The organism is Actinoallomurus sp. CA-150999, from assembly GCF_050942425.1.
Taxonomy (GTDB): domain Bacteria; phylum Actinomycetota; class Actinomycetes; order Streptosporangiales; family Streptosporangiaceae; genus Actinoallomurus.
On sequence record NZ_CP192063.1, the window covers coordinates 6,912,161 to 6,924,682 of the forward strand.

Consider the following 12,522-nt stretch of genomic DNA (forward strand, 5'->3'; position numbering starts at 1 on the left):
GGTATAACTGATGTCGAGCACCTGCCCCAGGAGGAGCCGTGACCGAGACCACGATCACCAGGACCGGCGCCTATCGACCCCGGCCGATCAGCTTCCTGAAGCTGGACGAGTCGGCCGGCTGGCGGCTGAAGTTCTACGGCATCGCCGCAGAGGGCGAGCGTCCCCGGCCCGAGCTGGTGAAGACCGCAGAGTTGCTGATCCCCACGGCGCTGCCGAGCCCGGCGGCGCACAGCGGCGGCGACGATCCGTACGATATCGACCGGTACGGCGTCGGCTTCGTCATCGTGCATGACGCCCCGGACTACGCGTTCGTCCTCTACCACTGGTGGGCCGGGGAGAACGAGGTCCACCAGCGCATCTTCTCCACGCTGCCGAACCGCCTCGGCGCCATGCGGCCGCACCCCACCCCCGCGATCGGGTGCGTATGGGAACTGGCCGTGACCGACTTCGAGCGGCGTGCCTGGCTCCGACACGTCCTCACCAACACCGACGGCCCCGACCTCGAGGCCTACCTGGCCGAGCACTTCGAGGGGGAGGTGTCACCTTCTCGGCCGTGAACGATCGGGCTTGGAGGCCCGGTGGTCACGCCTTGTCGCGCTCCCCGTCGCGGCTGGCTGTCGTGTCGGGGGCGCATCACCTCGGTCCCGGCTGGAAGGCTTGGGATCGGGGTCGGGCATGGTGACGAATGCCCACGCCGTGCGCGCCCGCTGGCGGACGTTCACGGCGGCGATGTCGTCGGCCAGGCCAGCGAGCCCGCACGCGACGCACAGGAATCGGCCCCGGGTGGGGCGGTTTTTGCGGGAGACGTGCCCGCACCACGGGTTAGGGCACGTCTGGGAGGTGTAGTGCGCGTCCACCTCGAGGTACGGCACCCCGGCCCGGCGGGCCTTGTAGTGCAGGAAGGTGCCGAGCTGGTGGAACGGCCAGGACGAGAGCGTGGCCCGCTGGTGCCGCTTGAGCCGGACCCGGTCGCGGATCCCGTCGAGTTGCTCGACGGCGATGCCGCGTCCGGTGCGTTGGGCATCGGCCACGATCTGCTTGCTGATCTTGTGGTTCTCGTTGGTAGCGTGCCGGGTCTCCCGCTGCCGGCGTTTGGCCAGCCGCCGTGCGGCCGACCTGGATCCGGCGGCCTTCTTGGCCTGGAGTTCGGCCCTTCGGCGCGCTTGGGCCCGCCGGTACCGCTTCAGCGCCTGGCCCTGATGGTTGTCCCCATCACTGGTGGTGGCCAGGTTCTCGATCCCCCGGTCCACGCCGATCCAATCGGCCGGTTCATACTGGGTGGCCTGTGCGATCTCGCACGTGGCGTGCAGGAACCAGGTGCCGTCCCGGAGCACCAGGTCGGTTTCGCCCTTGCGGTGCTCGGCCAGTGTCTTCAGGTGAGACGGTTTGCCGGTGAAGCAGATGCCCTGCAGCCGGCCCGCCGTGGTCCAGATCGACACCGTCCGGGCGTCGTATTGCCAGCTGAGGCAGCGGTCGTCGAACGGCTGAGCGGCGCTTGGGCGGAACTCGATCGGCTTACAGGTGGCCTTGCGCCGCCGTTTGGACCCTTCGGGGCCGAGCAGCCCGGCGTCGATCAGGGCGTGCAGCGCGGTGTAGGCGTCGGCGGTCTTACGGATCACATGCAACGCTGGCTGTGCGGACAACCCCCACGATTTCACCTCGGCGTACAGGAGTTTCTGCAGCCGGACCCGGGAGAACACCCTCTGCTCGAACGCCGTGACCGACACCCGATTCGCAGCCGCGTTGCAGGCATGCAGCGTCGCCGCCAGCGCCGCCGCCTGCTCGGGCGTCGGCAGCAGCTTCACCCGCACCACCAACTTCACGGTCAGTGACCCTACAAGTGCATGCCGACGTCGGTGCGCGACTCCACGAATTCAACAGCGAACCCGACTGCTCGCGCACTACCCGCCCAAGGTTGCCCTGTCCAACCTGGTCAACTCACTGAAGGGCGTCTCCGCCCGCCGCCTCCGCCAGGAGTTCCCCGCCCACATCCGCAAGCACCTGTGGGGCGATCACTTCTGGTCCCCGTCCTGCTTCGCCGCCTCCTGCGCCGGCACCCCACTATCGATCATCAAGGAGTACATCGACCAGCAGAAACACCCCGACTAGCGCCGACCCCTACCTGGCGGCGCTAGCACGCCGTGATACACCAGAAACGATCGATTCGACGCATCACTCACCGGGACCCCCGCTCTGCAAGGCCAGAACCTCCCACCTGGCTAACCTCAATCTGGCCGTATGATCCGACCAAGATGCCTATAACACACATTTCCCAACAAAGTCCTGAAGGACCGTGTTGAACAAGGTCTTGGGCGCGTGCCCGCTGGACTGCCCGGACGCGTGCTCCTGGGTGGTGAACGTCGAGGACGGCGAGGCCGTGAGCATGCGCGGCAACCCGGCCCACCCGGTGACCCGCGGGGCGCTCTGTGTGAAGGTCAACCGCTACCTCGAGCAGACCCGCGCCGAGGACCGGATCCTGCATCCGCTGCGCCGTGTCGGGCGCAAGGGCGAGGGCCGGTTCGAGCGGATCAGCTGGGACGAGGCCCTCGACGAGATCGCCTCGCGGCTCGGTGAGATCCGGGAGACGTACGGCGGGCAGGCGATCTGGCCGTTCCACGGCACCGGGTCCCTCGGCTACATCCAGGGCCTCGAGGGGTTCGCCGGCCGCCGGTTCTTCAACGTGCTCGGCGCGTCGATCCACGACCCGACCATCTGCTCCATCGCCGGCAGCAGGGGCGTGAAGTACACCCTGGGCACGGCCGGCGGCATGGACCCGGAGGACTTCGCCCGCTCGAAGCTGATCCTGCTGTGGGGCAGCAACCCGCTGACCAGCGGCCACCACGTGTGGAAGTTCATCCAGGACGCCCGGCGCGACGGCGCGTACGTCGTCGCGATCGACCCGGTGCGCACCCGCTCGGCGGCGCAGGCCGACGAGCACCTGGCCCCGCTGCCCGGCACGGACGCGGCCCTGGCCCTCGGGCTGATGCACGTGATCGTACGGATGGGCGCGCACGACCAGGCGTACATCGACCGGCACACGTTCGGGTGGGCGGAGTTCCGGGCGCGGATAGAAGAGTTCCCGCCGGACCGCGTCGCGCGGATCACCGGCCTGCCGGAGGAGCGGATCGTCTCGCTCGCCGAGCGGATCGCCCGGACCCGTCCCACCGCGATCCGCGCCACGCAGGGCATGCAGCGGCACGCGGGCGGCGGCATGGCGCTGCGCGCGCTCGCCTGCCTGCCGGGCGTGACCGGTGACTGGGCGCTGCCCGGCGGCGGCCTGTGCTACTCGACGAGCGGGCATTTCAAGCTGAACCTGCCGGGGCTGGTGCGGATCGACCTGCTGCCGCACCCGGTCCGGGCCCTGTCGATGACGCGGCTCGGCGAGGGTCTGCTCGACGTGGACGACCCGCCGGTCAAGGCGCTGTTCGTCATCGCGGCGAACCCGGTCGGCAGCAACCCGCACCAGACCAAGGTGCGCCGGGGTCTCGCCCGCGAGGACCTGTTCACCGTCGTGCTGGAGCACTTCCCGACCGACACGACCGACTACGCCGACATCGTGCTGCCCGCCACGATGCAGACCGAGCACCTCGACGTCATCGCCGGGTACGGCCACCTGTACCTGGTCTGGAACGAGCCCGCGGTCGCACCGCCCGGCGAGTGCCTGTCCACGTCGGAGACGTTCCGCCGCCTCGCCCGCCGGATGGGCCTGACCGAGCCGAGCCTGTACGACTCCGACGAGGACCTCGCGCGGCAGCTCATCGACTTCCCGCACCCGTCGCTCGCCGGGATCACCGTGGAGGCGCTGCGCAAGCAGGGGTTCGCCCGGCTGAACGTCGCCCGGCCGTTCCTGCCGTTCGCCGACGGGTTCCCGACGACGTCGGGCCGGCTGGAGTTCTACTCGAAGCCGGCGACCCGCGTCGGGCTCGACCCGCTGCCCGGCTACACCCCGCCCGCCGACCCCGGTGACGGTTTGGTCCTCATCTCCGCGGCGTCGCACCACTTCCTCAACACGACGTTCGGCAACAACCCGGAGCTGCGCCGGCGGACGGGCGCCCCGACGGTCAACGTGCACCCGGATGACGCCGCCGCGCGCGGTGTCACCGACGGGGCGCGCATCCGGGTGTCGAACTCCCGAGGGTCGTTCGAGGCCGTCGCCCAGGTGTCCGACCGCGTACGGCCCGGGGTGGCGGCGACGACGAAGGGGCACTGGGCGAAGTTCAACGGCGGCGCGACGGTCAACGCGACCGTCGACGAGCGCGACTCCGACATGGGCGGCGGCGCCGTCTTCCACGACAACCGCGTCGAGATCAGTCCGCTTTAGGCGACCCCCGCAGACACGCCCGCAGACGCGCCCGCACGATGGTGACCGGCGAACCGTTCACGGGGCGGGCCGCTGCCGCATGCGGGTCGCCCAGCGGTCGGCCCAGTGGTGGAGTCGCGTCAGGTCGGTGGCGAGATCCTGGCCATCGGCGGTCAGGGCGTAGCCGCGTTCCGTGCGGTGGACGATTCCCGCCTCACCGAGTTCGGCGAGGCGCTGGGCGAGCACGCTGGAGGAGACCCCGTCGCATCGCTGCTGGAGCTCGCGGAACGTGGGCCCAGGGGGCTGCGCGAGCTCCCAGATGACGCGCAGGGTCCACCGACGGCCGAGCAGATCGAGCAGGGCCATGATCGGCCGGCCCGTCGCAGAGCCACGGACCGGCCGGCCTGGCAGCGGTGTCCCCGAGCGGTCGTTTGAATCGCGGGCCATCCCTGTCCTTGTCAACGAGGAGCGCTTGATCGGCTACGTGCTTCTATTTTCGAAGCACTCATGTTAGCGTCCCCGCGTGCCTCGTTTTTCGAAGCAGACGCCGGTGCCGCGTCTCACGCCTGTCGAGCCTCCCTACGACCCCGAAACCGCCGAAGCCCTCCAAGCGCTGGGCCCGCCCCTCACCCTGTTCCGGATCTTCGCCCGCCGGCCGGAGCGAGCCGCGGGCATCCACCAGTGGGGGCGGTACTACATGTCACGCCGATCGGCGCTGTCGTTGCGCCATCGGGAGCTGGTGATCGACCGGACGACCGCCCGCTGCGGGGCCGAGTACGAGTGGGGCGTCCACATCGCGGTCTTCGCGGACAAGGTCGGCCTCGACGCCGAGCAGGTCCATTCCCTCGCCACGGGGACTCCGGACGACACCTGCTGGACCGACCCGGCCGACCGCGCGGTGCTCCACGCCGTGGACGCGCTGCATGACGTCGGTGACCTTGGGGACGACCGATGGCAGGAGCTGATCGCCGCGGTCGGCGACGAGGCTGCCATCGACCTCCTGCTGGTGTGCGGGTGGTACCACGCGATCTCGTTCGTCGCGCGCGCCCTACGCCTGCCGCCCGAACCCGGCACCCCGGCCTTCTCCGGCTAGATCATGGTGCGGAGTCGCTCGGCGAACTCGGCGGGGTGAGTGGCGAAGCCGACGTGGCCGCCGGGCAGTTCGATCGGCTTCCGGTCGAGCAGGGTGCCGAGTGCCGCGGTGGCCTGATGGCAGGGGCGTCCTTGCGATTGGTGTCCGGCGGCGGGAGTGACCTGGTCGGCGTGGCGGGTGACGGTGTTCAGGTCGAGGGCGATGGCGGGGTACTGCCGTAGCTCGTGTTCGAACCAGTAGGTGGCGTTGGCGCGGACCTGTGGGTTGCCGAGGTCCATGGCGCGGGCCATGGCGTGGCCATCGGAGGCGACGAAGGTACGTTCGCGGAACAGTGTCATCGCCGGTGCGATGCCTGAGGTGCGGTACAGGTCGTAGACCTGGTGGAAGAAGTCGATCCAGTGCCGGCCGTCGCGCAACAGCCGAAGTGCCGGCGGCTCGTACGGGATGAGATGGCCGACCGCCTCGGGGTGCCGTGCCAGCAGGTGCAAGGCGACGAGAGCGCCGGAGCTGGTGCCGAACACGGTCGCGGTCCGGTGGCCGGTGTGTTCGATGAGACGGCGTGCGTCGTCGGCGTCGGTGTCGAGGCGGTGGGAGTAGTCCTGGGGACCGTCGAGTGCGCTGCGGGAGAATCCGCGCCGGTCGTAGGTGACCACGGTGAAGTGGGCCGTCAGGTGCTCGGCGAGTGCCGTGAACGGGCGGGCGTCGCCGTTGGCTCCGGGGATCAGGAGGAGCAGCGGGCCGCTGCCCCGGATGTCGTAGTGAAGCTTTGCGCCGGGCACGTCAACGATGCTCATGGGTACCTCGCAAGGTGCGGTAGCGGCGAGCCATGGCGGCTGCCTCGGTGGCGACGTGGGGGCGGGGCCGGTGGCCGCCGCCGGTGGCCGCATTTTTACAATACAAGATGTCGTGATCAATACAACTGTCTCACATGAAGCCAGAGCGTATGATCAGTGACATGCCGCGACTCTGGAGCCAGACCATCGCCACACACCGCGATGCGGTCCGCGAGGCCGTCCTGGACGCCACCGCGGCCCTGGTCGCCGCGCATGGGCTGACCGGCGTGACGATGTCCCAGATCGCCAAGGACGTCGGCATCGGGCGGGCGACGCTGTACAAGTACTTCCCGGACGTCGAAGCCATCCTGCGCGCCTGGCACGAACGCCAGATCGACGAACACCTGAAGCAACTGCTCCGGATTCGCGACCAGACCGAATCCGCCCCACGGCGGCTGGAGGTCGTGCTGGCCGCCTACGTGGAGGCGACGTCGCATCACGGACGTCATGACGGTGACCTCGCCGACATGCTGCACAGCGGTGAGCACGTCGCCGCGGCCCACACGCGCCTGCGCGAATTCGTCCAGGAGCTGGTCGTCGACGCGGCGGCGGCCGGAGCCGTACGCCGGGATGTCCCCACCGACGAGCTGACTCTCTACTGCCTGCACGCTTTGGCCGCAGCCAGGGACCTGCACGATCCGGCAGCGCGTGACCGCCTCGTTCAGACCGTCCTGACCGGGCTACGGCCAAGCGACCCCGACTAAGCCGAATCGAGAAAGTACAGGCGGCGGGCGTTGTCGGCGCCGATGAGGCGGGCGATGCGGGCGGCGTCGGCCACCGACCACTCCCCTGCGCGCTCGGTGAGCACGGCGGTCAGGCCCTGCCGGTGGTAGTGCGCGCCGAGGTGGCACAGCTCGGCGAGGCCGTAGCAGTCGGTGCTGAACAGGATCTTGTGGAACGGGGCCAGCTCCAGGACCTCGGCGATCACTCGCTCCGACGACGCGGCGGTGTGGGTGACCGTCAGCCCGACGTCGGCGTACACGTGCGGGAACACCGCGGCCAGGTACGCGGCCTCCCGGATGTACGGGTAGCAGTGCAGGAGGACGATCGGCGCGGGCACCGCCCGGATGAAGTCGGTCAGCAGCGCGGGGTTCGCCCGGTGCAGCGACAGGTCCGGGTCACCGAACCCGGTGTGGACCTGCAGCGGCAGCCCGTAGTCGCCCGCGATCTCGGCCGCGGTCCACAGAGCGTGCCGCAGCAGCACCGGGTCGGTGAGCCGTCCCGGCCCGGCGGGCCGACGCGCGGCCGCCTCCGCCACCTCCCGGGGGCTCGGCGGGCGCGGGTCGAAGTCCAGGCCGATCCGGTAGGCGACGACCGTCTTCAGCCCGACGGCCCGGTCCGCGCGCCATGCGAGCTCCTCGGCGAACTCGGCGGCGTACGCTGTCGCCGGTCGCCCGCGACCGGCCACCTCCTCCGCCACCGACTCGATCCGGACGATCTCATGTGACCGAGCGTCGCCGAGAAGGCCCATCTCCTCCGGCGTCAGCAGCGCCTCGTCGGCCAGGCCGGTGTCGACGCAGAAGTCGGCGATGCGGGCGGCGCGGAGCAGCCGCCGGTTCGCCTCCTCGGCCCCCAGCTCCGCCCGCCGGTCGAGGTAGGCGGCCGGGGGTGCGTATGGTTCGAGGCCGAGGACGGGCGCGCACCAGCACCGGATCGCCAGGCCGACGGGGGTGTCGAAGTGCGTGGTGCCGGCCGGCGACGGGCCGCCTTCGGTCATGAGCCCTTCGAAGGCGGCGCGAGTCAGGTCGTCGCGGCGCACGCCATGGCAGTGGTGGTCGACGAGCGGCATCGCCAGGGCCTCGATGAGCGCGTCGCCTGCCGTCACTCGTCAGCTTCTCGGTCTTCAAAGGACCGGGCTTGCAGCTGGAGCCTCACTGGCTGTGAGGTGCTCTGCCGCGTCTTGGCCATCAGGTTGGGTGGGCTGGTGGCTGGGACGTGTGACTTCCGCCCCGCGTCCCACGCCTCTTGGCCTCTTCGGGCCAGGACGCGGGAAGCGTTCCGGTCCGCGTGCGCAACGACGCCGCAGCCCCGGCAGGTGAACAATGCTTGAGAGATCCGGTTGAGCCGGTCGACATGCCCGCACTCGGCGCACTGTTGGGAAGAGTAGGCCGGGTCGATGAACACGACGGGGACCCCGGCGCGTCGTGCTTTGTAAACGATGAAGTCTGCGAGTTGGGCGAAGGCCCAGGAGTGGAGTGCGACCCGTTGGGGCTTACGGAGCCGTACCCGGTCACGGATCCCCGTCAACTCTTCGAGGGAGATCCCGCGTCCGGTGCGTTCAGCCTCGGTCACGATCGTCTTGGAAACACAATGGTTGACGTCCTTGGCCCGCCGTGATTCCTTCCGGCGCTGCTTCCTCAACAGCCGCTTGGCGGACTTGGTGCCCTTCTTCTGCAGCTTGGCCCGAAACGCGAGCTGCCGCTTGCGGTAACGGTTCAGCTTGCGCCCGGCGGCCCGGAAACCGGTGGAGGTGGTCGCGATGTTGACGATTCCCAAATCCACCCCGACGAACCCGCCCGGCTCACAAGTCTCGGCCTCGGGCACCTCACACGTGGCGACCAGATAGAAAACACCGTCGCGTTCGACCAGATCACTCTCGCCCTTACGGTGGGCGATCAGCTGCTTGAGCGCGTTCGGTGAACACGCGAACCGCACGCCCTTCAACCGGCCCGCCATCGTCCAGATCGACACGGTCTGCGCGTCGTACTGCCAGCTGAGACACCGATCATCAAACGGCTGCGCGGCCTGAGGCCGGAAGGCGATCGGCTTGGAGACGGCCCTGACCCAGCGTTTGGAACCCTTCTTGCCCAGGTTCCCCGCCCGCAGGTTGGCGTGCAGGCTGGTGTAGGCGTCCCGCACCTTCTTGATCACATGCTGCGCAACCTGCGCACCCAGACCACGCTCCCTCAGCTCGGCATAAGTGTGCCTGCGCAGCTCATACTCACGCGGCACCCCGCACTCGAACGCCACACCAGACACCCAGCACGCGGCCTCGTTGACCGTGCGCAGGGTCTGCTTCAGCCCCGCCGCCTGCACAAGCGTCGGCATCAGCTTCACCTGCACCACGACCTTCACGATCCGTAACGATACCATCGCTTTATGTCACTGCACCGGGAAATCGAACTCATATTCACAAGAGAAACACGGACTTCCGGACGCATTCCACATACCTGCAGGGCGGCCGCTTCCAGGTCCCTTCCCACTTCGCCGCCTCAGGCGAGCGTGTCCCACCGGCGATCGCCAAGGACCCTGGCGATCAGGAGTGCCCAACCTGAGCGGAGCGGGCCGCACTCCAGAACACTGCTGCGGCGCTTCGCACCGCAAAGATCAGGATGCGATTCCTCCCGGGCCTGAAGTGAAGACCCGGGGGTTCCTCGCAAGCCGCCGGGGCACTGTCAGCCTACCCACGTGACGGGTTGGGATTTCCGGCCAGAAAATGCTGAACAAGGCCCCGGCACGGGTTCGGCCATGCCGGGGAGTGTTCATGGCCCGCGCATCGGCCCGCGGGTCGGGTCTCGCGGCCCGGTGCGCGCCCCATCCGGCCGCTCCGCATGCCCTGGTGGCGTCAGCGCGGGGTCTTGCGGCAGAGCCGCAGCAGGTTGGTGATGATCCGGTGCCCGGTCTCGCCGGTCGCGGTCAGGATGGACTCCGGGTGGAACTGCACCGCCCACCGGCGGCGCGCCGGGTCCTCGATGGCCATGACAACGTCGTCGAGCATCGCCGTGGCCGTGAAGTCGCCGCGGACCTGGCCGGCCTTGGCATGGAGCGAGTGGTAGCGGGCCGCGGTGAACTCGGCGGGCAGTCCGGCGAACAGCTCACCGCCGGTGACCGCCACGCGGCCCGGCTTGCCGTGCGCCGGCTCGGGCAGCAGGGCGAGCTCCCCGCCGGCGTGTTCCACCATGGCCTGCAGCCCGAGGCAGACGCCGAAGGACGGGATGTCCCTGGCGTAGACGGCGTCGAGCAGGGCGGCGGTGTCGAAGTCCGACGGCCGGCCGGGACCCGGGGACAGCACGACCAGGTCGGGCCGGATCTCGTCGAGCATCTTGTCGGGGAATCCGAACCGCAGCGTCGTCACGTCCGCGCCCTGCTGCCGGAAGTAGTCGGCGAGGGTGTTGACGAAGGAGTCCTGGTGGTCGACGAGCAGGACGGTCAGCCCCTCACCGACGCGCTCGCGCGCGGCGGCGCCGGCGGAATCCTCCCCCGTCGGCGACAGCGCCTCGAGCAGCGCCCTCGCTTTCAAGTAGGTCTCGCGCTCCTCGGCGTCCGGGTCGGAGTCGTACAGCAGGGTCGCCCCGGCCCGTACGGCGGCGACGCCGTCGCGGATCTGGGCGGTGCGCAGCGTCAGGCCGGTGTTCATCGAGCCGTCGAAGCCGATGCAGCCGACGGCGCCGCCGTACCAGCGCCGCGGGGTGTCCTCGTGGTCCTCGATGAACTGCATCGCCCAGGTCTTCGGCGCGCCGGTCACGGTGACCGCCCACATGTGGGTGAGGAACGCGTCGAGCGCGTCGTAGCCCGGGCGCAGCCGGCCCTCGATGTGGTCGACGGTGTGGATCAGCCGGGAGTACATCTCGATCTGCCGCCGGCCGATCACCTTGACGCTGCCAGGGACGCAGACCCGCGACTTGTCGTTGCGGTCGACGTCGGTGCACATGGTGAGCTCGGACTCGTCCTTGGCCGAGTTGAGCAGTTCGCGGATGTTGTCGGCGTCCTCGAGCGGGTCGCCGCCGCGCCGGATCGTCCCGGAGATCGGGCAGGTCTCGACCCGGTCGCCGGTGACGCGCACGAACATCTCCGGGGACGCGCCGACGAGGAACTCCCCCTCGCCGAGGTTGAAGAAGAACTCGTAGGGGGCCGGGTTCGTGACCCGTAGTCGTTCGAAGAAGGCCGCCGGGGAGTCGCACGGCCCGTACATGACGTGGCCCGGCACGACCTCGAACAGGTCGCCGCGGATGAACTTCTCCTTGGCCTCGCGGACGACCTCGGCGTACGCGCCGGGCCTCGGCTGCGGCGGCAGCTCGCGGGGCCGCGCCGCCGGGGTCGGTTCGGTGGTCCTCGGCAGGCCGCGCGTGCTGACACCGCCGATCTCGAAGTCGTACGACATGCGGGCCGAGGTCTCGCGCTTACGGTCGACCACGATCATCTGGTCGGCGAGGTGGAGGACGAGGTCGCGCTGGTCGGAGGGTCGGTCGATGGTCAGCCGGATCGGCTCGAACTGGAACGCCAGGTCGTAGCCGAAGGCGCCGTACAGGCCGAGGTGCGGGTCGTCGCCGCGGAACAGGTCGGTGACGGCGCGCAGGGCGGTGAAGACGGTGGGCCGGCGGCTGCGCTCCTCCTCGGTGAAGACCTCGTCGGTGGAGGGGACGAAGACCTCGACGCCGTCGGGGATGTCCGCGGGTTCGCCGGTGGCGGCGACGGCCTCGGAGACGGCGGGCAGGAGGACGCGGCCGCGGTCGTTCAGCGCGCGGACCGTGAGCCGGCGGCCCCGTGCGACGATCTCCAGGCAGGGGTCGATGTACGCCATGTGCCACCGGCTGTAGCGGCCGGGGTACTCCATGCCCGAGCTCAGCACGCCGCCCCGGCGGTCTCCCACGGCCTGGACGAGCGCGTCGAGCGCGTCGCTCTTGCGCGCGGAGTCCACCGGCATATCGGTACGTGTGACGTGTATGCCGCCGGCCGTCACATATTCGGTCGTCGTCTCCACGATCGGCCCCTTGATATCGGGCCTTCTCCCGGCGGAGAGGGTGACACGACCGCCGGACGAAGGCGGTCGCTGCGGTGTCAGAGAATGCGTAACCCGCGCCGCCTAGCGGCGCCACCACCACTGGGTTGTCCGGGTTCGCATAGGTCGAAGGCTACCCGGTCGCGACCGGCCACGCCACCGGATGCCGCGCGGCGCCGCACCCGTCGTGACCAGGACGGCAGGCAGAGGCCGAAGCCGTACAGCGCTGAGACCGAACCGAGACTTGGCGCTGGTGAAATTTGTGTTAAGAAATCCCATTAACGCTGTCCGGAATGTCCTCCGGGCAGCGTTCCCGCGTGTTTCATCAACGAGGAGGACCGTTGGCCGAGACCAACCCCGGGCCGCGCCGCCGCGACCGCAGCCCCTGGAACTGGCTGCTCGTCCTTCCGGTCGTCGTGCCGCTGCTGACATTCCTGTTCAACAAGAACGAGCCACGGCTGGCCGGATTCCCCTTCTTCTACTGGGTCCAGTTCGCGTTCATCATCCTCGGCGTCGGCTGCACGACCGTGGTGTACCTGATGACGCGCGGCGGCTCCGGCTCGAAGGAGGGCTGACC

At 69.6% G+C, this 12,522-nt stretch carries 11 protein-coding genes and 1 pseudogene; 6 read left to right on the forward strand and 6 right to left on the reverse strand.

Translation table 11 applies throughout. The features are described from left to right. Positions 1–38: 38 nt before the first annotated feature. On the forward strand, positions 39–557 hold the full coding sequence (locus tag ACQP2O_RS32040) for a hypothetical protein (protein ID WP_433171561.1): 519 nt from the start codon (positions 39–41) through the stop codon (positions 555–557). Here ACQP2O_RS32040 and ACQP2O_RS32045 read toward each other — a convergent pair. Beyond that, the gene (locus tag ACQP2O_RS32045) at positions 540–1,823 is read right to left on the reverse strand and encodes an RNA-guided endonuclease InsQ/TnpB family protein (protein ID WP_433171563.1); all 1,284 of its coding nucleotides are present in this window, start codon (positions 1,821–1,823) and stop codon (positions 540–542) included. The genes ACQP2O_RS32040 and ACQP2O_RS32045 overlap by 18 nt on opposite strands. 67 nt (positions 1,824–1,890) lie before the next feature. Between ACQP2O_RS32045 and tnpA the strand changes: the two are divergent. Both tnpA and ACQP2O_RS32055 read left to right on the forward strand, forming a co-directional pair. Continuing rightward, positions 1,891–2,109 (forward strand): annotated as a pseudogene (gene tnpA / locus ACQP2O_RS32050) (IS200/IS605 family transposase); the annotation flags it as partial. A 184-nt stretch (positions 2,110–2,293) separates the two neighbouring features. Continuing rightward, on the forward strand, positions 2,294–4,321 hold the full coding sequence (locus ACQP2O_RS32055) for a molybdopterin-containing oxidoreductase family protein (RefSeq protein WP_433171565.1): 2,028 nt from the start codon (positions 2,294–2,296) through the stop codon (positions 4,319–4,321). Between the two features lie 57 nt (positions 4,322–4,378). Here ACQP2O_RS32055 and ACQP2O_RS32060 read toward each other — a convergent pair whose 3' ends face one another. Continuing rightward, complete coding sequence (locus ACQP2O_RS32060) at positions 4,379–4,747, reverse strand: winged helix-turn-helix transcriptional regulator (RefSeq protein WP_433171567.1); 369 nt, start codon at positions 4,745–4,747, stop codon at positions 4,379–4,381. Between the two features lie 76 nt (positions 4,748–4,823). Here ACQP2O_RS32060 and ACQP2O_RS32065 point away from each other — a divergent pair, with 76 nt between their 5' ends. After that, a complete protein-coding gene (locus tag ACQP2O_RS32065) occupies positions 4,824–5,393 on the forward strand; it encodes a carboxymuconolactone decarboxylase family protein (protein WP_433171569.1) in 570 nt (189 codons plus the stop codon). Here the strand turns inward: ACQP2O_RS32065 and ACQP2O_RS32070 are convergent. Continuing rightward, the gene (locus tag ACQP2O_RS32070) at positions 5,390–6,187 is read right to left on the reverse strand and encodes an alpha/beta fold hydrolase (RefSeq protein WP_433171571.1); all 798 of its coding nucleotides are present in this window, start codon (positions 6,185–6,187) and stop codon (positions 5,390–5,392) included. The two genes, ACQP2O_RS32065 and ACQP2O_RS32070, sit on opposite strands and share 4 nt — an antisense overlap. 161 nt (positions 6,188–6,348) lie before the next feature. Here ACQP2O_RS32070 and ACQP2O_RS32075 point away from each other — a divergent pair, with 161 nt between their 5' ends. Beyond that, positions 6,349–6,930 (forward strand): TetR/AcrR family transcriptional regulator, encoded by a 582-nt coding sequence (locus ACQP2O_RS32075; RefSeq protein WP_433171572.1) that lies wholly within the window; start codon positions 6,349–6,351, stop codon positions 6,928–6,930. Here the strand turns inward: ACQP2O_RS32075 and ACQP2O_RS32080 are convergent. The 3 genes from ACQP2O_RS32080 to ACQP2O_RS32090 all read right to left on the reverse strand — a co-directional run bounded on the left by ACQP2O_RS32080 (position 6,927) and on the right by ACQP2O_RS32090 (position 11,870). After that, the gene (locus ACQP2O_RS32080; protein ID WP_433171574.1) at positions 6,927–8,051 is read right to left on the reverse strand and encodes an amidohydrolase family protein; all 1,125 of its coding nucleotides are present in this window, start codon (positions 8,049–8,051) and stop codon (positions 6,927–6,929) included. The two genes, ACQP2O_RS32075 and ACQP2O_RS32080, sit on opposite strands and share 4 nt — an antisense overlap. Then, positions 8,048–9,301, reverse strand: coding sequence for an RNA-guided endonuclease InsQ/TnpB family protein (locus ACQP2O_RS32085; RefSeq protein ID WP_433171576.1), 1,254 nt, complete (start codon positions 9,299–9,301; stop codon positions 8,048–8,050). The genes ACQP2O_RS32080 and ACQP2O_RS32085 overlap by 4 nt, the downstream gene beginning before the upstream one ends. A 490-nt stretch (positions 9,302–9,791) precedes the next feature. After that, positions 9,792–11,870 carry an anthranilate synthase component I gene (locus ACQP2O_RS32090; RefSeq protein WP_433191227.1) on the reverse strand — a complete coding sequence of 693 codons (2,079 nt, stop codon included), beginning with the start codon at positions 11,868–11,870 and terminating at the stop codon, positions 9,792–9,794. Positions 11,871–12,286: 416 nt separating this feature from the next. Here ACQP2O_RS32090 and ACQP2O_RS32095 point away from each other — a divergent pair, with 416 nt between their 5' ends. Next, positions 12,287–12,520: a DUF3311 domain-containing protein gene (locus ACQP2O_RS32095; protein WP_360895742.1), complete on the forward strand. Its 234-nt coding sequence runs from the start codon at positions 12,287–12,289 to the stop codon at positions 12,518–12,520. Positions 12,521–12,522: the final 2 nt, after the last annotated feature.